Annotated in this window: 16 protein-coding genes and 1 tRNA gene; 5 read left to right on the top strand and 12 right to left on the bottom strand. The window is 43.2% G+C overall.

Going from position 1 to position 21,743, the window contains the following annotated elements:
- Positions 1-259, top strand: a 259-nt coding sequence (locus tag BLR43_RS06885) for a transposase (protein WP_143007415.1), incomplete at its 5' end; no start/stop codon positions are given.
- A 355-nt stretch (positions 260-614) separates the two neighbouring features.
- Here the strand turns inward: BLR43_RS06885 and BLR43_RS06890 are convergent.
- From BLR43_RS06890 to BLR43_RS06940, 11 genes are all read right to left on the bottom strand, one after another.
- Positions 615-2,042 carry a DUF3631 domain-containing protein gene (locus BLR43_RS06890; protein WP_025650695.1) on the bottom strand — a complete coding sequence of 476 codons (1,428 nt, stop codon included), beginning with the start codon at positions 2,040-2,042 and terminating at the stop codon, positions 615-617.
- A 2-nt stretch (positions 2,043-2,044) separates the two neighbouring features.
- Positions 2,045-2,383: a helix-turn-helix transcriptional regulator gene (locus BLR43_RS13970; protein WP_320157874.1), complete on the bottom strand. Its 339-nt coding sequence runs from the start codon at positions 2,381-2,383 to the stop codon at positions 2,045-2,047.
- 36 nt (positions 2,384-2,419) lie between these two features.
- Complete coding sequence (locus tag BLR43_RS06900; RefSeq protein WP_143007416.1) at positions 2,420-3,415, bottom strand: hypothetical protein; 996 nt, start codon at positions 3,413-3,415, stop codon at positions 2,420-2,422.
- Between the two features lie 44 nt (positions 3,416-3,459).
- Positions 3,460-4,638 carry a tyrosine-type recombinase/integrase gene (locus tag BLR43_RS06905; RefSeq protein ID WP_025650692.1) on the bottom strand — a complete coding sequence of 393 codons (1,179 nt, stop codon included), beginning with the start codon at positions 4,636-4,638 and terminating at the stop codon, positions 3,460-3,462.
- A gap of 149 nt (positions 4,639-4,787) precedes the next feature.
- Positions 4,788-4,864 (bottom strand) — tRNA-Ile (locus BLR43_RS06910).
- Between the two features lie 93 nt (positions 4,865-4,957).
- Positions 4,958-5,770 carry a pteridine reductase gene (locus BLR43_RS06915; RefSeq protein ID WP_093069866.1) on the bottom strand — a complete coding sequence of 271 codons (813 nt, stop codon included), beginning with the start codon at positions 5,768-5,770 and terminating at the stop codon, positions 4,958-4,960.
- A gap of 26 nt (positions 5,771-5,796) precedes the next feature.
- Positions 5,797-6,984 carry a tRNA nucleotidyltransferase/poly(A) polymerase-related protein gene (locus BLR43_RS06920; protein ID WP_093069869.1) on the bottom strand — a complete coding sequence of 396 codons (1,188 nt, stop codon included), beginning with the start codon at positions 6,982-6,984 and terminating at the stop codon, positions 5,797-5,799.
- Between the two features lie 164 nt (positions 6,985-7,148).
- Complete coding sequence (locus tag BLR43_RS06925; protein ID WP_093069872.1) at positions 7,149-9,467, bottom strand: NADP-dependent malic enzyme; 2,319 nt, start codon at positions 9,465-9,467, stop codon at positions 7,149-7,151.
- A 366-nt stretch (positions 9,468-9,833) separates the two neighbouring features.
- Positions 9,834-11,300, bottom strand: coding sequence for a protein adenylyltransferase SelO (locus BLR43_RS06930; protein WP_093069874.1), 1,467 nt, complete (start codon positions 11,298-11,300; stop codon positions 9,834-9,836).
- Positions 11,301-11,747: 447 nt separating this feature from the next.
- A complete protein-coding gene (locus BLR43_RS06935; protein WP_208855954.1) occupies positions 11,748-12,926 on the bottom strand; it encodes an acyl-CoA desaturase in 1,179 nt (392 codons plus the stop codon).
- Between the two features lie 472 nt (positions 12,927-13,398).
- Entirely contained in the window at positions 13,399-14,127 is a 729-nt protein-coding gene (locus tag BLR43_RS06940; RefSeq protein WP_093069879.1) for a glycerophosphodiester phosphodiesterase, read from the bottom strand.
- Between the two features lie 345 nt (positions 14,128-14,472).
- Between BLR43_RS06940 and BLR43_RS06945 the strand changes: the two genes are divergently transcribed.
- Positions 14,473-15,429: a hypothetical protein gene (locus BLR43_RS06945; protein WP_093069882.1), complete on the top strand. Its 957-nt coding sequence runs from the start codon at positions 14,473-14,475 to the stop codon at positions 15,427-15,429.
- A 145-nt stretch (positions 15,430-15,574) separates the two neighbouring features.
- Here the strand turns inward: BLR43_RS06945 and BLR43_RS06950 are convergent, their stop codons facing one another.
- Complete coding sequence (locus BLR43_RS06950; protein ID WP_093069884.1) at positions 15,575-16,171, bottom strand: cob(I)yrinic acid a,c-diamide adenosyltransferase; 597 nt, start codon at positions 16,169-16,171, stop codon at positions 15,575-15,577.
- Between the two features lie 191 nt (positions 16,172-16,362).
- Between BLR43_RS06950 and cysS the strand changes: the two genes are divergently transcribed.
- The 3 genes from cysS (at position 16,363) to guaB (ending at position 21,669) form a co-directional block, all read left to right on the top strand.
- Positions 16,363-17,823 (top strand): cysteine--tRNA ligase, encoded by a 1,461-nt coding sequence (gene cysS, locus BLR43_RS06955; RefSeq protein WP_093069887.1) that lies wholly within the window; start codon positions 16,363-16,365, stop codon positions 17,821-17,823.
- 149 nt (positions 17,824-17,972) lie between these two features.
- The gene (locus BLR43_RS06960; protein ID WP_227674263.1) at positions 17,973-19,937 is read left to right on the top strand and encodes a mechanosensitive ion channel family protein; all 1,965 of its coding nucleotides are present in this window, start codon (positions 17,973-17,975) and stop codon (positions 19,935-19,937) included.
- Between the two features lie 259 nt (positions 19,938-20,196).
- Positions 20,197-21,669: an IMP dehydrogenase gene (gene guaB / locus BLR43_RS06965; RefSeq protein ID WP_093069890.1), complete on the top strand. Its 1,473-nt coding sequence runs from the start codon at positions 20,197-20,199 to the stop codon at positions 21,667-21,669.
- Positions 21,670-21,743 lie beyond the last annotated feature (74 nt).

Consider the following 21,743-nt stretch of genomic DNA (forward strand, 5'->3'; position numbering starts at 1 on the left):
AACGGTGTTCTTTGGCTACCCTAAAGACATTAGAAAAGTCATATATACCACCAATGCTATTGAGTCGCTAAACAGTGTGATTCGGACAGCGGTGAATAAGCGTAAGGTGTTCCCGTCTGATCAGGCAGCGTTTAAAGTGGTGTACTTAGCCACCCAGCAGGCATCCAAAAAGTGGTCGATGCCTATTCGTAACTGGACGTCTGCTCTTAATCGCTTTATGATTATGTTTGATGATCGTATTAGTAAGCATTTAATCTAAATGGCAGTTACACAGAATTCGGGATGGTCTCGACTCTACTAAATAATTAGAATGCATTTATATACCACTGTTCAAGTATTGCTGATGAGCCTGATTCTTTCCGTTTAAGAGTAATTTATGCTCAGAGTTAGGTAAAGGTTTAGATATAAGCGTTATGAGCTATGCTGAAAAACACCATAAAGGTAAATAAACTTGTTAAACTAATAATTCGATAAGGATTTTAGCAGTTAATCTGTATCTAGAAGTGTTCTGATTTTCCGGATGGATTATCAGTGCTAAACAATTGGATTAAATAAAATAAAAGAACCGAAACCTGTATCAAACAGATTTCAGTCTCTCGTATATGCTCTAAAATCTATAGTAAATGTGATAGATAACGTGAAAAGGCATCCTCAAAGTCTCTAACATCGTAACCTTTACCTCGCGCTTCGTTACCGCGTAGGTCACGCGTCCTCATATCTTTAGATGAAATTTTGAATCCACTCAATCGTTTAGCTATTTGCCGTAGGGTGATAGGTTTACCATGATTTAAAGTCGACCAGATCATCTCTGGGTCTCTACATAATCCTGCCAGCAAATTCTTACTCAAAAGTCTGTCTGTCCCATGTAGATTAAAAACGGTTTGAATATCAGCTAATAGCTGCTCATTTAAACTTGGTTCTTCACTTTCTAAACCCGATATTTCAATACAAGCTTTATAAGCCTGCTCTAGCCAGTCATCACCAAGTACTAGTGCAATTTTTAGAAGTATTTCCCAGTTATCTTGTGCACGATCATTGATATGAGGAGGTAACACTGGCTTTGCTGCTTTTACCGCTAACATATTATCATCAGACCATCTTGCAAGCTGAGACTGGATAGTTTTAGTGACGTCTATAGGTAATTCACGAAGCCGTTTTTTTGACTCATTTTTCATTTTACGACGCAGAGTTAGAGATATTGATCGATCTATTAATGTGCCAGGGATTTTGCCAATACCTGAGATTGCTTTAGCACCATATGCATTAAACGCTACTGGCTTATTATCATCTCCAACACAGCGTAAAACCTTAGAATGCTCAAGACTGTGCCCTGCATTTAGTATGCCCCGCATTTCTTTATCATCATTAATGAAAGTATCAACTTCATCAATAAATAACGTTGGTGTATAAGCTTCAATGCAACGATACAAAGCTGATTTTGTGATATTAGATGTTGACAGCGACTTTTTGCTCAAAAGGCTCATTAATGTTAATAGCGTACTTTTACCGCAGCGTTTTTCTGGAGCATTGATCCAAGCTATCGGCAACACATCACTTGCTGGTACGAGCCATGTCATTAATATCCATAACGTAGCAGAAACTTTAACTGCATCAGTGCAAGCGATGTGATCCTCTAGTATCTGATATATTAGACTAACTATTAAAGCAATATCTAATACTGGTTCTGAGCTTGGCTTAGTATCAACGACTAAACTTTGAGTGTTTTCATCTAGCTCATTTTTTACATTCTTGACCAATTTATCAAATGCGTTTAATGTTACATTTAAAAACTTAGCAGTATCAATTCGTGCTAGCTGATAATCTAGCTCTGGTAATTTAGCTATATTGTTAATAATAGCTTTTGCTTCCTCTGAGCTAATTTTCGGCACATTTTGTGATAAAATATCTAATGATGGCTGGTCAATGTCATCTTTAGTACTCTTCGAAGGCTGAGCATCTGGCAGGATGCTCAGCTTTTTTATTGGGTCAACTGATTGCTCATCAATTGCCTCAGGAGGTGTAACCTTGTTGTTTTTACTCATGACTATGCCTCCTTATCATTAGAAAACGTAGAATGGCTCTCAATCCATTCTAGAACCTCAGAGTTTCGCCAGGCCACTACGGTTGGAGACAGTCTTATGCTGGCAGGAAACCTACCATCACGACTCCACTGGTGTAAAGTCGTTCTCGAAAATGGTAAAAAAGGAAGGATAGTTTTTGCTCGTGACATGCCCTGGATCGGTAGCGTACTAATTGACTCATTTTTTAGTGACGCGTTACAGTCATTATCGTTATATTGATCGGTCATTTTATTTCTCCATGTGTACTGCAGCGACATGCTGCGGTACGTATGGAATATAGTAAAATAAGATAAGAATGTCATCGCAATTTGCGATCACTAAATCGCAAGTTGCTAATGTTAGCGTTTATAACGCTCATTTGCATCAGCAAAAATGTCTTCAATATTTCTTTGACCAAGTTTCGGAATATTTTCATCTACAATATGTTGAATTAAACCAGATTGAGTTGGCTTACCTGTGCTTTTAGGGCTTTCACTTTTAAAATGATATGCAGAGATATCAGGATTTAGTAACAAATCTTTAAGAACTAATATTAATGAGTAGGCACTATCTTTGACATCATTTTTTGTCTGTTGAGACTGAGATTTATCAAGTTTTTTTCTAAGTATTTCTATTTCTTTGTTTTTTTGACTAATTATTCTGTTTGTATCAGATAAACTATTTCTCAATTTTGGAAGTTCATGACTACTTTCAATAACTGTTATAATGTACTGTAAGTCATTTTTTAAGAATATAAGTTCATAATCATCTTTATTAATAGGCGATAAGGTATAACCTAAAATATTTTTGATTTCATCATTATTGAGATCTTTATCACCAAAATCAGCCTCAATTTTTTCAGGTATAAACATTTTGGGTCCTAGACTGACCTCTAAATTGCCTCCTAGATATGTGACACTTAAAGGTAGCAATCTGAAGACCCCTTCAACTAGTATAGATACTCCGAGATTCTTTGTAGCTCGCTTAGCATTTAAACTGAATAAAAGTTTTTCAATAAAGCGCTTTGTGTTTCTCAGACTTGTACTTGAATCATAGTCATGAGGGTGGATTGTTTCTCCAATTTCCAGGTTGCACATTTGAGTGCTGATAGTGTGATATAAGCTATCTGTGATTTCTTTTATACTTTTTTCTGGAACATCTTCTGCCTCTGTTACAATATCGACTGGACCGCTATAGCTTATATATGGTGTTAGACGATCAGTGTGGATCAAACGTACAATACTTTCGTCTTTACTATATGAGCGGTCTTCTGTTTTGAGAAGTAATTCCCTTACTTCGTCTAAAGTATAAAATAACTCTTTATTATAATTCATATTTTTACCTGTATTTGTCATTTTAAAGACCTGAGGTTTTGTTGGGCATACAAACATTACACCCCTTATTTTAAAGAGCTTACATAATCCGCCCATTCATCCATCATCTTTTGACGGTAATCTAAATGCTGAGCGCCGTTATAGGCTTTACTAATTTTATTTTCTTGCTCATGGGCAAGTTGTAACTCAATGGCTTCATGCATAAAGCCTTGTTCATGAAGTATAGTGCTCGCCAGTCCTCGGAATCCATGTCCCGTCATTTTATATTTATAGCCCATTTGATATAAAGCGTTAATAAAAGCATTTTGGCTGTAAGGTTTGCGAGTTGAAGGGTTGTAGAATACATACTGCTCTGAAAAATTCAGCTCTTTAATTTGTTTTAATATATCTATGACCTGTGGTGCAAGAGGCACAATGTGAGGTCTATCCATCTTCATTTTGTCTGCAGGTATACGCCAAATTTTATCGTTCCAAGCTATCTCTGACCATTCCATGAACCTAAGCTCATTGGTACGTACGAATGTGTAGCATAGAAACCATAAGCCTAATTTGACTGTGATATGCCCAGTGTAGTCATTGATATCTTGTAAGAGTTTTGGCAACTCTTTCGAAGTAATGCGACTATGATTTTTAGTTTTATGCGGTTTAATGGCCGCTGATAAATCTGCTGCTGGGTTTGAGGTAGCCACACCTATACGAATAGCATGCTTAAATATCTGTCCTACTTCTGCCATTATGCGGCGAGCCATTTCATTAGCGCCGCGTGCCTCGATACTTTTACCAATCGTCAAAATATCAGGCGATGTAATGTCGTCGATTAGTTTATGACCGATAACTGGTTTAACGTCACGTGTGTAAGCTGAATAGTTGCGACTAAATGTACTTGGCGCTAAAAAGGTTTTACGGTCTGCATACCAAGTCTGTGCAATACTATCAAAAAGCCTCGAGCCATCTTGCTCAGCGCGCTTTTCTTTTTTCTTGTCTTTTGGGTTAATACCTTCACTAATAAGCTGCTTTATTTCTAGGTTACGCTGTCGTGCTTGTTGTAATGTGATTATTGGGTATTTACCTAAAGTGAGTGACTGCTGTTTACCTTGCCAGCGATAAGCGCTGACCCAAACCTTATTACCTGTATGTCTTACCCACAGCTGTAGACCATCACCGTCACTGTGCTTATCAGGCCGGCTGGGGGTGCATTTTTCGCTTGGAGCTAATTTATTGATAATAGTATGAGTTAATGGCATGTTGGTATATCTCCGTGTTGGTATAATCTATACCAACAAATATACCAATATTCTATATAGTTCGCCATATACCTATATATTCCGAAACTTCTAAAATCCCCATAAAAAAAGGCTTGCCGCATCGCTGCGAACAAGCCTGATTTAAAATATGGTGGGCCCAGTAGGACTTGAACCTACGACCAAAGGATTATGAGTCCTCTGCTCTAACCAACTGAGCTATGGGCCCTAACGTTAGACGCACAATGATACCTGATTTTTTGAATTTTTCAAGTAAAAGATGGCAAGTAACCAATAAATTTTTAATCGGTTTAAAAGCGGATTAAAAGCCACTACCAGCCATAGTCAGGCTACGCCCCCCATCGATTGTGATAATTTCACCTGTGACATAATGCGCCTGTACCAAGTACAGTACACTATGAGCAATCTCCTCAGGTTTACCGATTCTTTGCATAGGGATTGAATCGATAATATTGGTTTGTTGTACTTCATCCATGGCTTGGTCGCCATTGGGGTCGGGTAAGATATTGACGCCAGGTGCAACACCATTGACGCGTATGTCTGGTGCCAGCTCTAACGCTAGCGACTGAACCATCATTCGATGCGCAGCCTTTGCCATGTTATAGACCGTATAATTGTTAAACGGTCTATCATGCGCGTGAATATCCAATAAGCTGATAATACAGCCTTGCTGATGTTTGAGGTAGGGCACTAGCGCTTGGCTCAATAGTAAAGGCGCCTTGGCATTGGTTAGAAGTAATTCATCCCACTGCGTATAATCAATGTTACCAAGCGGGCTTGGGTAGAACCGTGACGCATTATGTACCAGTACATCTAGCTGTCCAAAGGCTTCTATGATATTTTTAACAAAATCCTCTAACGCTGCACCATGATTGACTACTGCCAAATCCGCAACAATAACCACTGCGCTATTAGCACGGCTTTTGTTAAATTGGTCAGCTAAGCTATTAGCTTCTTTTTCGCTACGATGACAATGGATAATGATACGGTAGCCTTGAGTGTGCGCTGCTCTGATAATTGCCGCACCGATGCGCTTAGCGCTACCAGTTACCAGCATCACCGGAGGTTGGGTGTCAGTATTCTTTGATAGCAGAGTGTTAGGTTCTTGGTTCATAGTGACAATGTTTTTTAAAATGCTTTTTAATAGGTGTCATGCGCTTGTAAGTGTTCAATTCTGCTTTGACGTAAGGCTGCTCCGATGGCTGGCCCTTTAAGATCTGGTGCAATATCTGTCATACCGATTGCATGAAAGCTATTTAGTGCTAGCATCATCTGACGGTGCTGTGTTGCCAGCTGTAAGACGTGACTGCAGACAAGGAGCTGTGACAGCTTATCTGGCTCTTTATGAGCACCACAAGCTTGTATAAGGTCAATCTTTTTGGCAGCGCTCAGACTGTTTATCATGCTCAGCGTTTCGGCTTGCTGAGCGAATAGGATAGCAAACTGCGTATGCGCTTTGGGGACTTTAGCTTTATTACCGGTATCATTGATATCTCTTAGCGCTTTTGATTGGTCAGATTGGTCATGCGTATGTTCATTATTAAATAGTGACGGGGTCAGGCTGACCATTAACAGTGCCCAACGCTGTGGCAAGTTTAGGCGCATTTGGCCTGCAAAATATAATGCTGTCTGAACCGTCTCTCGTATATGAGTGTCCTCCCAAGCATCATGCAATGGGGCAAAGTACTCTGTAAGCGCACCAATCTCAAACAATTGCTGCCAGTATACTTGCGGTGATAGTTGCATCGTTGCACGGCTCGACTCTTGCCAGATACGTTCCGCACTCAAATGAGCAAGCTCTCCTGAGTTGACCAGTTGACGCATTAGGGTCAAGGTGTCTTCCGCAATGGTAAAACCCAAATCATAATAACGCCCGTAAAATCGAGCCGTCCTCAGCACTCGTAATGGGTCTTCGCTAAAAGCGCCAGACACATGGCGCAGTATGTGACTCTCTAAATCTTGTAATCCTCCGTAATAGTCAATGACATCGCCACTGACAGGGGTATCATCGGTGAGACTCACAACCTCGATAGCTATTGCATTGATGGTCAGATCACGGCGCTGCAAATCCTCTTTTAAACTAACATTAGGACTGGCATGTACGCTAAAGCCTTTATATCCTGAGCCTTGCTTGCGCTCTGTACGTGCAAGGGCATACTCTTCATGAGTGGTGGGGTGCAAAAACACAGGGAAGTCCGCACCTACTTGTTGAAACCCTGCATCAAGCATCTCTGAGACAGTTGCACCAACGACGACGAAGTCTTTATCTTTGACAGGTTGTTGTAATAGTTGATCTCGAACCGCACCACCCACAAGATAAATTTGCATAAAAGCCTCTTCTTATTGAACCGATATCAGCGGCCCAATCGCAATAAATCAAAAAACCGCCCATGCGTGATGTGCATTGGCCGGTTTTAGTATAGCAAAAAGGCCCTGCCAATGGATGACAGAGCCCTTTTGAATCACATAATCATACGAAGTAGGACGTCTGATTATTTTTCGCTTTCTAAATCTTGTGCTTCAGTCACAGTCAATGCCGTCATATTGACGATACCGCGAGCAGTCGCTGATGGCGTCAAGATATGTACTGGCTTATTCGTACCTAACAAGATAGGTCCAATAGACGCACTGCTGGTTGCCGTTTTAAGTAAATTAAAGGCAATATTTGAGGCGTCAAGCGTTGGCAAGATCAGCAAGTTCGCAGCGCCTTTTAGTGGGCTTGATGGCATATCGTTTAGGCGGATATGTTCATTCAGTGCGGCATCTCCTTGCATCTCGCCTTCAAAATCAAAGTCGACATTCATGTCAGTTAGTAGCTCATGAACCTTGCGCATTTTGACCGCGCTGGCAAGATTTGAAGCGCCAAAGTTTGAATGAGAGACTAATGCAACACGTGGCGTGATACCAAAACGGCGGATTTGATCGGCAGCCAGAACGGTCATCTCAGCCAACTGCTCAGCGGTTGGATCTTCATGCACGTACGTATCAGCGATAAAGATGTTGCGATCTTGCATCAATACGGCATTCATCGAATAAAAATCATTGATGCCTTCTTTTTTGCCAATGACGCTTTCGACATACTTTAGGTGCATCTGGTAGTCACTAAAGGTACCACAAACCATACCGTCAGCATCACCGTTGTCAACCAATAAAGAACCAATCAACGTGGTTTTACGGCGAACATCACGACGAGCAAGCTCGATACTCACGCCGCGGCGCTTGTTTTTCTCGTAGTAGCCCTGCCAGTAGTCTTTGTAGCGAGGATCATCATCTTGGTTGACGATCGTGATGTTTTCGCCATCTTTTAGACGTAAGCCCAACTTATTGATGTGATCGTTGATGACTGCTGGACGACCAACCAAGATTGGCTGAGCCAAGCCTTCATCGACGACCACTTGTACGGCCAATAAGATATTATTGTCTTCGCCTTCACAGTATACGATACGCTTTGGCGCAGACTTAGCGCGTGCAAAGATAGGCTTCATAACAAACGCAGAGTTGTAGACAAACTCAGACAGACGCTGACGATATGCCTTCATGTCTTCGATTGGCAGTGTCGCTACGCCTGAGTCCATTGCCGCTTTGGCAACCGCAGAGGCAATCTCGATGATTAGGTTTGGCTCTAGTGGGCCAGGGATTAGGTAATCACGACCGAAGCTTTTCATCGTCTCGATGTTTCTGACGTTGGTCGTAGGGGTTGCTTCGACGTGTGCCATGGCAGCGATGGCTTTTACGCAAGCGACTTTCATCTCTTCGTTGACGGTTGTCGCACCAACGTCCAAGGCACCGCGGAAGATGTATGGGAAGCATAGTGCGTTGTTTACTTGGTTTGGATAATCTGAGCGACCAGTTGCCATGATGACGTCTGGACGTACCGCATGTGCCAATTCTGGCATGATTTCAGGTGTTGGGTTGGCAAGTGCAAAGACAATAGGATCTTTTGCCATACGGCGAACCATATCTTCTGATAGAGTACCTGGCATAGATAGACCTAAGAACATATCCACATCGTCCATCACTTCTTCGATAGAGGTAGCGGTTGTCTCACGAGCATAACGTTGTTTGGTTTCATCAAGGTTTTCACGACTAGTGCTGATAATGCCACGTGAATCTGAAACAATAATGTTGTTTTTATTAACACCAAGCGCGCAAATGATGTCTAGACAAGAGATGGCGGCTGCACCTGCACCTGAACAGACAACTTTAATTTCTTCGATTTTTTTGCCAGTAATCAACAAAGCATTTAGCATGGCTGCGGCAACGATGATTGACGTCCCATGTTGGTCATCATGGAACACAGGAATGTTCATGCGCTCACGTAGTACGCGCTCAATTTTGAAACATTCTGGTGCTTTGATGTCTTCTAGGTTGATACCACCAAAAGTAGGCTCAAGGGAGGCAACCGCTTCGATGAATTTGTCTGGATCATTTTGAGCAATTTCAATATCAAAAACGTCGATACCTGCGAACTTCTTAAATAGAACGCCTTTACCTTCCATGACTGGCTTCGATGCCAATGGACCGATATTACCCAGACCCAATACAGCAGTACCGTTAGTGATAACACCAACGAGGTTATTACGTGCCGTGTATTTAGACGCAAGTTTTGGATCTCTTTGGATCTCAAGACAAGGTACAGCAACACCTGGAGAGTAGGCGAGTGCTAAATCACGTTGGTTGGCTAGCTGCTTAGTAGGGGTTACCGAAATTTTACCTGGGCGTGGAAACTCATGGTAATGTAAGGCAGCTTGTTCAAACTGCTCTTTTTCTGTACTGAGGTTATCCGTATTCGAAGTGGTATCGTCATTCATAATAATTGCCATGGTTGGAATAAATTGGAATAAATTAAATGGTGATAAAAAACAACGTCTAACCCTCCAAAGATCATTGAATGATAATAATTGAAAGGGATAAAGACGTTAAACGACTCACGACCATCAGAATCATGGTCGACGATCAAAGATCAGGTCAAAAAAGCAAACCAGCTAAAATATTCATTCTAGCATTATTGCCAATTCACTGCCTAGTCAACAACGGTGAATTGTGCGAATAATATAATAAAATGATATTCGTTATTTATCTCGTTGATAATGCCAAAAAATGCAGTTGGATATCAACCTTAATTTCATAATATTTCAAAATATTACAGAATTGAAAAGTGTTAAAGCGGGCAACTACTAAGATGAGCAGCTAATAGGCATCTGCGGTGTATCCGGTGCAGGCGCATTAGTATCTAGATCATTAGCGATATCTTGCACGCTGTAAGGATTGTCTAATAAGCGAAACACTCGATCAACTTCTTCAAACTGACCTTGCTCTGCGGCAGTAATCGCACGCTGCGCCATGCTATTACGAAGGACATAGACAGGATTAGTTGTCTGCATACCGTTAACTACCTGCTCAAGTGACAGCTGCTCGATCTGTGCCAGATAACGTGTTGACCAGTCTTGCCATACTTGCTGCGCATCACCGCTTAATTCGGTGGTCATGGTAACCAGTAGCTTTTGCTCATAAGGATGATCTGCTGGTGCGACCAAACCGAGTAGGGCGCGGAAACTATTGGTATAGTCGAGCAAATTGTCTTCTAATAGTGTCAACCATTCAAAGGCCAAGCTGAGGTTTTCTCTTTGATGCGGTAGGCCAAGCTTGCGGCACAGACCTTGCTGATAATGCTGCATAAAGGTTGCTTCATAAGGCGCTAAACACTCAGCGAGCGTCTCACGAGTAACGCCTTCTAGGCGCATAAAGTGTGGCAGCCAAACGTTTAGGTTCCAATGCCCGATAGCAGGTTGATTCTGATAAGCGTAGCGACCCGTATGGTCTGAGTGATTATTAATCCATGCAGGATTGAAGCGCTCCATAAAGCCAAACGGCCCAAAGTCCAAAGTACTGCCTGTGATAGATAAGTTATCTGTGTTCATCACACCGTGAGCAAAGCCAATCAATTGCCAATCAGCAATCATACGGGCCGTACGTTCAACCACTGCGGTCAAGAAAGCTAAGACAGGCGTTTCGCTATCGCGGCACTCTGGATAGTAAGTGTCAATCATATAGTCAGTGAACTCACCCAGTACATCAGGGGCAAAGCTGGCAATCCATTCGACATGACCGAGACGAATATGACTATCAGCCACACGCATCAACGCTGCACCTGCTTCGATACGCTCACGGCGTACTCTCGTATCAGATACCACAAACCCCAAAGCGTTAGACGAGGGGATGCCAAGCTGCGTCAATGCATGACCGCAAAGGTATTCGCGAATAGTACTACGTAAGACTGCGCGTCCATCACCCATGCGCGAGTAGGGCGTCAAACCAGCACCTTTAAGATGCAAGTCTTGTGGCTGTCCATCAACATCGAGTACCTGCGCCATCAATAAACCGCGTCCGTCGCCCAATTGCCCAGCCCACTGTCCAAACTGGTGACCGGCATAGGCCATCGATAATGGTTTGAAATCAGCTGGCACGTATTGACCGCCCAATATCTCAACCCAATTGGTCATCAGGTCCTCGTCGTTTGCCCAACCTAACTGCTGTGCAACTTGAGTGTTGAAGTGACCGACACGAGGATTGTCTAGTGGCGTCGGTGGCTGCTCATGATAAAGGCGCGTGTCTAGGTTGACGTAAGTGTTTTGATAACGCATACAGGCCGTTTCCATTAAAATATAAAAGTGAGAATGTCACTATAGCATAGCTCTCATATGGCATCGTTGCACTCTGTCCGTCTCTTGTAATATCTAGCCAAAAAATAAAACTAGCTACTTTGGGTGAGCTGAGTTTAGTGGATTATAGTCGAACCACTATTAAAGTGTTACAGCGTTAGACTCGTTTAGCCTACTACTGTAGTACTTGCACTCGTCTGCCTTGTACCACTTTTAGTATTGATTGACTATAGTTGGTTACTGTCTCTAGGTTGGAGGTTGCAACGATTGAGCCTATATATTTCATCATTTACTACGAGGATAAGATTATTAAAAGTAGAGGTAGTGACATAAACCATAAATTATAAATTATAAACAAAAAAATCCCCCTATCTAGGGCAGATAGAGGGAAGGAGAAACCTGACAATTACGATAGCTTATAAAAACCAGTTAGGCGGCTTTTTTGCTGATACCAATAGAGCGAAAAGCATTTTTCAAGTTATTGTTATGCTCAAGAATTTTTTGCTCAATCTTAGCATAATCATGCTTCAATTTATCATCAGCCTCGTGCAAGCGATCAGCGAACTCTGTCTTTTTAAGTTCAATTGTTTTTGCTTTTAGCGCTTGCCACTCTTCAACTGTCTGCGTAAAGGCATCATATTCAAACTTAATGCGATCTTGGAAGCTCTTCATCGCATGAGTTAAGTCAATACCGCCACCAGTCGCGGTATCGATTTTCTGCTGAGCTGCTTTAAATTGCATTTGAACTTCGGCATGCTTGATGGTCGTATCATCGACCGTGCGCAGATCAGAGGTCAACCCAAGTTTTGATAAGCCAGCAATCAACCATTTGGTTGGATCATACTGCCACCATTTTACGCCATTACGATAGTCGTACTGGAAGAAGTGATGGTAGTTGTGATAACCCTCACCCCATGTAAATATCGCTAAAATGAAGTTATCACGAGCAGTATTGGTATCGGTATAAGGACGGCTACCAAACATATGACATAATGAGTTAATGAAGAAAGTAAAGTGATGCGTCAATACCAAGCGCAGCAAACCTGCCAACACAAGCGTGCCCCAAACATCACCCAACAACCAACCAACAGCCGCGACCAAACCAACGTTGGTGGCTAGTACCCATAGGCCATAATATTTATGCTGTATCTGTAGGACTTTGTCTTTGGTCAAGTCAGGAATGTTTTTGTAGTCAAAGTTGCCGCTAGGATAGTTACGTAGCATCCAGCCGATATGGCTGAACCAGAACCCACGTTTTGCTGAGTACGGATCGTCCATTACATCATCGACATGACGATGATGAACACGGTGACCTGAAACCCAGTCAAATGCAGACCCTTGTACCGCTAGGGTAGCTCCTAGCAATAAAAAGTTTTTGACGATTGGATGCGCTTTGTAAGCACGGTGCGCCAACAGGCGATGATAACCGGCGGTGATGCTAATGCCAGTCCATACCATAAAGGCACCAAATACACCCCAGACAGGAGCGCTTACATCATGAGTAAACAAATACCATGGTGTAATGATAGCAGCAGCAATCGGCGTCGTTACCAAAAAAGTCGCTGGAATCCAGTTGATTGGCGCTTTTGTAAATTCAAACTCACGCATATCAATGCTTTGCTCTTTTGTCAGAACATCCGTTTGCTCAGAAGCGTTAGCGTAGTTGCGTTTTGCCGTAGGCTGCTCGTCAAGAGCCATTTGCGCTTTCTTTTCATCAAAACGAGTCTTGAAACGCGTGACTTGAGTGCTGGCGTTCTTTACAAAGGTATCGCCAGATTTGATAGCGAAACGTAAGCCTTTAAGCGGTAAGCCAAGTGCTTTTTTTGCAATCATATAATATCCCTAACGGTATTAATTTAAGTCCCCATAGTACCTGAAAAATCATATAAAGTGAACACTTATACACTATAAAAATATTGCTAAATAACAATAACTTGTATGAATTATAGACTGTATGAGTCAAAAATGCCGATAACTTGTCAGGCATTAAGGGGAAGTGTAAGTAACGCTATAGATATGTAGGGACTGTAAGGGTGAAAAAAGAGATTTATCTAAAAGTGAAAAAATATGGATAGACAGTTCAAGGTAATAATAAATGACGTGGAAAGTCAGTAATAATCACGTCGGTATTCCAGCTTATAAGCTGTTCAATCGTATGGACATCATTGACCGTCCAAGCGCTCACGGGTAGCCCATAACGGTGACTATGTTTGATAATGTCTTGGGTTAAAAGCGGATAATGAATACCCAATTGAACGCAGCCAAGCTGTAGGGCAGTGTATGTCGCTTTTGCCAAGGCAGCTGGCGTGCGAATCAATAATCCTCGCGGTATGCGAGATAATAGTCTGTGGCGTTGCAACCGATTATGCAGCTCCACATCAAAGCTGGTCAGCACCACTGGTAAGCTGGCAAGCGGTGTATCGATAAGCTCTTGCGCCAGTGCATTTATCAATACTGCATAATTGGTTCGATTGTGCGTTTTAATCTCAAGCTCAATCACCCTAAATCCTCTCAGTACAGGCGCTATATTGGCTAAAGTCATGATTGGCTGCCCGAATTGTAAGCGGCACTGAATCTCTGTGAGCCCGAGCTGATCAATACGCGACTGTTGACCGCACATACGCTCCAAATCATCGTCATGGAACACAATCAAGTGACCATCGGCATTCAGTTGAATATCAAATTCAACCCCTGCCAAGCCTTGTGAGGTTAGATTTTGAGAATACTTAAAACCTGAAAAGGTATTCTCTAAACTCTCTCCGCGAGCGCCACGATGACCTAATAAACGCGTGTTTTTAAAATTTACCATATCACATGACTACTGACTGATTTTACGACTCATCATATATTGTCATGACATCAACGTCTAATAGAATTTGTGGCGTGACCAATATACTTTGCGTCTGATGTTTCTCTAGTATTTGTTATGTTTTTGCAACCAAACGCAGGTTTTACCCATAATGAGGGGCGCTATTTGTATATCCATGGGCTACACTAATGACCATTTCAACCAAACACCGTATAATGATGTGGTTTTCAAATCTATCGCAGACCGTTAATGACACCATTGTTTTATAAGTCTGCCATGCAGTTTGAGTGTTAAATATTGTCCATCAGTGGCGGTAAGAACCAGTAAATTGGGAGTGAAGTAAATATGAGCGTAGCAAATATAAGTTTGAGCAAGTGGCATAAAGTGGCTGGAATCGGAATAGTATGTGGTTTGGCGCTTGCAGGCTGTGATCGCTCAGAGAAAGAAGATACTGCCGATACGGCAGAGATGACGGAACAAGAGCCAGTAGCGACCGAAAGTGCCGTCGCTCCTGCTATCAATTGTGATGACCCGATGGTACAAGACCGTCTCAAATCTGCTTTAAAAAATACACTCAACCAACAGGCACAAGCATTGGCTGCTAATTATGCCAATGATGCCGAGATTAGTCTAGAAAGCGGCGTTGTCACTGAAAAAATCAATGGCGTGGTTATCGATGTACAAAACGCTGCCATACTACAAAAAGCCAATGACAATGGTATGACAACGTGCCAAGCAAGTGTCAGCATGACATTGCCAAGTGAAGACTTATATCAAGCCAGTCAAGTGCAAGCGGCTAACAATCAGCCAAGCCTGCAATCTCGTTTGGCGCAAGACAATATCCGTATCAATAACAATATGCTCGTTGATGACGCCTTTACTTACGTTGTCGGTACTCAAGGCGGGCAAGTGCGCACGCGTATTGCTGGACAGCCAGCGTTGATTACTGTGGTTTCAGATGTGATGGCAGGCTCTGTGTTGAAATCTGCGATGGATGAGGAGCGTGCTGAGCGACGTGCAGCAGCCCAAAGCAGTAACAATAATACTCAAGCAGCACCCGCTCGTCAGCAGCCTAGAACCATCACGCCAGTTGAGCCAATTCGTCCTACTGAACCTGCGACGCCGCCAACCATCAATAAACCGACCAGCAACCAAAACAGCTCGACAGAAAACAATCAAGCAGCGGCTACTACTGAGACCAAAAAACCAGTAACGCCAGCGACGCCAGCGACGCCAAAATCAGTGCCGAAAGATGAAACCATCGATATGGTCATCATTGAAGATGATAGCGCTACTTACTAATTTGCAATTTTATGAGTAGTTAGCAACTGGTAGTCGATAGATATTGCTAAGTAATAAAAACCCCGTAACATGAGTGCTGCGGGTTTTTTTATATTCGAAAAATCAACCTAGGTCAGAGGGTGCTAGCAATATTAGGTTTGATTCATTAGCGATTGTCAGCGAAGTTTTGCAAGACTTGACTGTCCCATAGTACTTCAGAGACTTGTTCGGGATCTGTACAAAAGCGCGCGGCGACAAACAACCAATCAGATAAACGATTGATAAAGCTGATGGCAGTGCGGCGTATGGCTGCTGGGCGCTGCTCCTGCAATAACACAGCTTGGCGCTCAGCTCGGCGACACACACTACGTGCTACATGCAACTGGCTCACCAGTACAGAGCCTGTGGGTAAAATAAAGTCTTTTAGTGGTGGCAGCGTGGTATTCATCATATCGATTTGTTGCTCTAGCCACTCGATATGGGTGGCATTGACGCCCTCATATTCTGGCATGGCAAGCTCACCGCCGATATTGAACAATAGATGCTGAATAATAACTAAGGCTTGAGAAAAATCCTTACTAATCGATTGGCCTTTGTTTCTTTGTAGTTGAGCACGCACCAGTCCGATATGTGAGTTGAGCTCGTCGATATCACCCATGACACCGAACAGATTGTCAGCTTTACTGAATCGACTGCCATCAGCCATACCCGTGCTGCCATCATCTCCAGTACGCGTGTATATTTTGCTTAATCGATTGCCCATCTTTATATCCTTAACGGTTTTTATGATTGAATGGTGGTAGTTGCCTGCTCATTGTAGTATTTTACGCCTGTTTTCGCTAAGATAATGGGTTACGTTAAAATTATAATCATATCATCGGTACGGCTTGCTTACTTGCTACGGCTGATATTTTCAATCTATTTATTTTATTTATGCTAAAAGGCTCTTTTATTATGACCACACCACTTGCAGATGCGATGTCTCAACTTGCTATTTATGACTCACTGACTGGCGGCAAGCGTCCGTTTGAACCGCTCAAAGCAGGGAAAGTGGGTATGTATGTGTGTGGTATGACCGTCTATGACTATTGTCATATCGGGCACGCTCGAATGATGATCGGGTTTGATATGGTGGTACGTTGGCTCACCCAATTGGGTTATGATGTCAATTACGTACGCAATATCACTGATATCGATGACAAAATTATTGCGCGCGCCGCTGAAAATGGCGAAGAGATTGGGGCGTTGACCCAGCGCTTTATTACAGCGATGCATGAGGATTTTGCAGCCCTTGGCTGCTTAGTACCTGATGCTGAGCCGCGCGCGACTGATCATATCGATGATATGCAAACCATGATTGAGACGCTGGTCACAGGTGACTATGCGTATGCAGGCGACAATGGCGATGTCTACTATGCTGTTGATAGTTTTGCGAATTATGGCAAATTGTCTAAGCGCAATCTTGATGAGATGCAGGCAGGTTCACGTGTCGATGTCGAAAACGATAAGCGCAACCCATTTGACTTTGTGCTTTGGAAAGCGGCGAAACCTGATGAGCCGCAATGGGCGTCACCTTGGGGGCAGGGGCGTCCGGGTTGGCATATTGAATGCTCGGCCATGTCGACCAAGTGCTTGGGCAATACCTTTGATATTCATGGCGGCGGTCACGACTTGCAGTTCCCGCATCATGAGAATGAAATTGCCCAGTCTGAGGCAGCGACGGGTTGCGAGTACGCGCGTAACTGGATGCACGTCGGGTTTATCAATGTTGACGGCGAAAAAATGTCCAAGTCGTTGGCTAATTTCTCAACCATTCGCGATGTTATAGCAAAATACTTGCCTGAAACGGTGCGTTTTTTCTTATTATCTAGCCATTATCGTAGCCAAGTTAATTTCTCTGATAGCGCATTAGATGAAGCCCATAATAGCCTAAGCAGACTGTATAATGCGTTAAAACTGGCTGAACAGCAAAAAGGGCAAACAATCGTAATCGATGACAACTTGACCACCGAAGCTTATCGTACGGCTGCTGGACAAGACTTTATCAAAGCCATGAATGATGACTTCAATAGCTCAACAGCGATTAGTGTTTTATTTGGTCTGGCACGCGACATCAATAAAGCCATCAAAGCTGAAGAAGTTGAGACAGCATGGCAGTTGGCACAGCAATTAAAAGCACTGGCGCAGGTGTTGAATATCTTACAACAACCTGTGCAGCAGTTTTTGCAAGCGGTGATTGGTGATAAAGCAGAAGATGGTTTGACTGATGCGGCTATTGAAGGGTTAATCGTCGAGCGTGCCGATGCCAAAACCAACAAAAACTTTGCGCGTGCTGATGAAATACGCGAGCAGCTAAAAGAGGCTGGTATTGAGCTTGAAGACAGCCGCGCTGGTACAACATGGCGCCGCGCATAGATATATAGACGCTGTGCATCAGATTACATACGCATGCTAATAAATTAAGTCAGCTCACGCTGGCTTTTTTTTGCAGAGTGCATTAGGTTAAAGCATACTGAATGCACTTTTTATATCCATTCCTTTTGTAGACCAGTGGCTTTGAAAATATGAATACTCTTAAAAATAGTAATGCTGATGATCGTGGCATAGCAATGGATATTGACGGTGGTCACCGCCGCGATGTAGAGCGTAATAATATCCGCTGCAATGCACTGCAGGTAGTTTTAGGGTTTCTTATTATAGCCATCAGCGCTATCTATGTACCCGCTAGTGCGGCAAATGAGGAAGGCCGCTCACAAGTCGCTAGCAAACCTGACAATTTGGCTGAGTACGCTGTCCAACAAATAAATACAGTCAAAGACGAAAATATTAGCGTCTCTGGTATTACCGAAGAGATATTTGACCCCACTGAGCGTAGCGCGGTACAGCAAGCAGGGACGTTGCAAGGTGACGTGGGACTGACAGGGGAGTATAGCGAGAATTACTACTTACTCAACAAGCTCAATGTCGGGTTACCACCATTAGCTGAGCCACCAAATTTGGCGACGCCGCTTGCGACTTTGGGGTTTTTTCAATCTGCGGTGATGAAGCAGCAGTATGATTTGGCCGCTTATGCACTCAATATGAATCTGATTGATGAGAAAAACCAGCGTACCCGTTCGCTTGATTTGACCAAGCAGCTTGATTTTTTACTATCCGAAAAAGAGCTATACGTATTTGATGATATGCCCGATCGTCCTGATGGTCTGATTGAACCACCACTGGGTAACGACAGTAGTGTCATGGGTATCCCTAGACGCTCTATCCAGCTGGGTTATATCGAGTACCGAGAACGTCGTGTTCCTGTTTACTTGGAGCGGGTAAGGGTAGGTGATCAGGCGCCAGTTTGGATGTTCTCTGCGCAGACAGTGGGTAATATTGAAAATCTTTATAAACAATATCATCCATCGGAGTTTGAGCGTTATCTACCTACTTGGTTAAAATTCCAGTTTTTTGGTATTGCCTTATGGGAGTTTTCAGCGCTCATCATGTTTTTCTTATTTACCATGGGCGTAGGTTGGATACTAAGTAAAAGCACGGAAAAACTCATCAGCCGTTATGTTGATAATGAAAAATACAACATCTCTGCTGGCAGTGCCAATGGCGTGGCAGATTTGGCCAATAAGCTAACCGTGCCTTTGACCTTTACCATCAGTTTTTCGCTCGTTTTTACCTTAGTTTCTGGTGGTTTTCCTTATCTAGATGCAGTGGCTTCATCAACCCGTCCGCTGATTTGGACGGGGTTGGTATTTAGTGCGATGTGGCTAGGCATTCGTACTATTAATTTTTTTGCCAATCGTTACCAAGACATGCAGATTGAAAACCTAGGAGAAGAGCATTTTGATAAAGTGCGCCGTCGTCGCACTTATGTGTCGATATTCCGCCGCGTTTTCATTTTTGTCATGATATTGGGTAGTATCTGGATAGGACTGAGTGAGTTTGCCAACATGGAAGGTCTTGGCAAAACCTTACTGACTTCAGCTGGTATTGCTGGCGTGGTTATTGGTATCGCCGCTCAGCCTATATTGGGTAACATCATTGCTGGGGTGCAGGTGGCAGTGACGCAGCCTGTACGGATTGGCGATAGCGTGATAATGGATGGTAATTTCAGCACTGTGGAAGACTTGCGTTACACTTATGCGGTACTCAAAACATGGGATGAGCGTCGATTAATTGTGCCGATGCGCCAGTTGATCACGGAAAGGGTAGAGAACTGGTCACATACAGAAGTGCATCAGACCTGTCCTGTGTTTTTATACATTGATTATGGTGCAGATATAAAGGCCATTCGCCAGCAGTTTATCTCAGTAACTAAAGATAATGAGCTTTGGGACAATGAAACTGAGCCCGAAATATTTGTTGTTGAAGTGACAGAAAACACCATTCAGCTGCGCGGTGCTGTTTCAGCAGTAGGTCCCATAGAAGCATGGACGCTTGCTTGCGAAGTGCGTGAGCAGATGCTTGGCTACTTGCATCAGCAGCAAAACAAGTATTTGCCGACAGAGCGTTTTACGTTAACAGAAAGTCTGTAACGTTCAAGGAGAGCTATTCGCTATAAAAAAGCGTCATTAAACATATAGTGTATGTTTATTATCGCTGAAGACGTATTTGTGTAAAATAATCTGACAAATATAGTATGTCAGAGAGGTGCTTATTTGTTATAATGTGGCGTTATTTTTATAGGATAACTGAGTGGTTAGCCATGTGTCAGCACTGTGTATGCAGTTGCAATAATTGATATGCCTAACTCTGAGCTCCTACCCATCAAAATAACCACCACTAGGGGTCTGTATGTTGCGAATTGTCGATGAAGCCTTAACCTTTGATGACGTTTTATTATTGCCAGCCTATTCTGAAGTTCTGCCAAAAACTGCCGATCTGTCTACCCGTTTGACCAAAAACATCACACTAAACCTTCCGCTGATCTCTGCGGCTATGGATACAGTCACTGAGTCTGAGATGGCCATTACCATGGCACAGCTTGGCGGCATGGGTATCTTGCACAAGAGTATGGATATCGAAAAGCAAGCAACACAAGTACGCCGCGTCAAAAAATTTGAAGCGGGTACGGTTGTTGACCCAATCACCGTACATCCAGAGATGACGATTGGTGAATTGCTACGCTTGACGCAAGACAATAATATCTCAGGCGTACCTGTGGTCGAAAAGGGTACAGACAACGTAGTAGGTATCGTGACTCACAGAGATTGGCGTTTTGAGACCAACTTGTCATTGCCAGTTAGTCAGATCATGACACCAAAAGAGCAGTTGGTCACCGTACATGAAGGTGAGAGCAACGAGAATATCAAAAAATTGCTACATGAGCATCGCATCGAAAAAGTCATCGTTATCGACGACAACTTCCGCTTACGTGGTTTAATTACGGTCAATGATTTTGCCAAAGCCGAAAACAATCCAAATGCGTGTAAAGACGAGAAAGGTCGTCTGCGTGTTGGTGCAGCGGTTGGTACAGGTGCAGACACGCAAGCACGCGTCGAAGCATTAATCGCTGCTGATGTTGATGTGATCGTAGTGGATACGGCGCATGGTCACTCAAAAGGCGTAATTGAAAAAGTCTCTTGGATCAAGAAAAACTATCCGCATGTTCAAGTTATCGGTGGCAACATCGCAACAGGCGAAGCGGCACTTGCACTACGTGATGCTGGCGCTGATGCGGTAAAAGTCGGTATCGGCCCTGGATCTATCTGTACCACGCGTATCATTGCCGGTATTGGTGTACCACAAATATCAGCTATTGATAATGTTGCTAGCGCATTAAAAGACAGCATCCCATTAATCGCTGATGGCGGTATCCGCTACTCAGGTGATATGGCAAAAGCGATTGCGGCTGGTGCATCGTGCATTATGGTAGGCTCACTAATGGCTGGTACGGAAGAGGCACCAGGTGAAGTTGAGCTGTTCCAAGGCCGTTATTACAAAGCTTACCGCGGTATGGGTAGTCTGGGTGCAATGTCTGGATCAAACGGCTCATCAGATCGTTATTTCCAAGATGCCAAAGATGGCGTAGAGAAGCTCGTACCAGAAGGTATTGAAGGCCGCGTTCCTTATAAAGGACCTGTCGCTGGTATTGTCAACCAATTGGTTGGTGGCTTACGCTCATCAATGGGCTATACAGGCTCTGCGACTATCGAAGATATGCGCACCAACCCACAGTTTATCAAAGTCACATCAGCAGGCATGAAAGAGTCGCATGTTCATGATGTACAGATCACGAAAGAAGCGCCGAACTACCGTGTAAACTAATCGGTATTTTATAGCTCTGCACTGTTTGAGAACTGGCCCAGTTGCAGAGCTGTAGTGACGTTAAGATACAAACA

The organism is Psychrobacter pacificensis (assembly GCF_900101915.1).
GTDB classification, from domain to species: Bacteria; Pseudomonadota; Gammaproteobacteria; order Pseudomonadales; family Moraxellaceae; genus Psychrobacter; species Psychrobacter pacificensis.

Excerpts from the sequence above, each read along its gene's own strand:
- BLR43_RS06890 (WP_025650695.1), bottom strand. The coding sequence starts at position 2,042 with ATGAGTAAAAACAACAAGGTTACACCTCCTGAGGCAATTGATGAGCAA.
- BLR43_RS13970 (WP_320157874.1), bottom strand. The coding sequence starts at position 2,383 with ATGACATTCTTATCTTATTTTACTATATTCCATACGTACCGCAGCATG.
- BLR43_RS06900 (WP_143007416.1), bottom strand. The coding sequence starts at position 3,415 with ATGACAAATACAGGTAAAAATATGAATTATAATAAAGAGTTATTTTAT.
- BLR43_RS06905 (WP_025650692.1), bottom strand. The coding sequence starts at position 4,638 with ATGCCATTAACTCATACTATTATCAATAAATTAGCTCCAAGCGAAAAA.
- BLR43_RS06915 (WP_093069866.1), bottom strand. The coding sequence starts at position 5,770 with ATGAACCAAGAACCTAACACTCTGCTATCAAAGAATACTGACACCCAA.
- BLR43_RS06920 (WP_093069869.1), bottom strand. The coding sequence starts at position 6,984 with ATGCAAATTTATCTTGTGGGTGGTGCGGTTCGAGATCAACTATTACAA.
- BLR43_RS06925 (WP_093069872.1), bottom strand. The coding sequence starts at position 9,467 with ATGAATGACGATACCACTTCGAATACGGATAACCTCAGTACAGAAAAA.
- BLR43_RS06930 (WP_093069874.1), bottom strand. The coding sequence starts at position 11,300 with ATGCGTTATCAAAACACTTACGTCAACCTAGACACGCGCCTTTATCAT.
- BLR43_RS06935 (WP_208855954.1), bottom strand. The coding sequence starts at position 12,926 with ATGCGTGAGTTTGAATTTACAAAAGCGCCAATCAACTGGATTCCAGCG.
- BLR43_RS06940 (WP_093069879.1), bottom strand. The coding sequence starts at position 14,127 with ATGGTAAATTTTAAAAACACGCGTTTATTAGGTCATCGTGGCGCTCGC.
- BLR43_RS06945 (WP_093069882.1), top strand. The coding sequence starts at position 14,473 with ATGAGCGTAGCAAATATAAGTTTGAGCAAGTGGCATAAAGTGGCTGGA.
- BLR43_RS06950 (WP_093069884.1), bottom strand. The coding sequence starts at position 16,171 with ATGGGCAATCGATTAAGCAAAATATACACGCGTACTGGAGATGATGGC.
- cysS (WP_093069887.1), top strand. The coding sequence starts at position 16,363 with ATGACCACACCACTTGCAGATGCGATGTCTCAACTTGCTATTTATGAC.
- BLR43_RS06960 (WP_227674263.1), top strand. The coding sequence starts at position 17,973 with ATGAATACTCTTAAAAATAGTAATGCTGATGATCGTGGCATAGCAATG.
- guaB (WP_093069890.1), top strand. The coding sequence starts at position 20,197 with ATGTTGCGAATTGTCGATGAAGCCTTAACCTTTGATGACGTTTTATTA.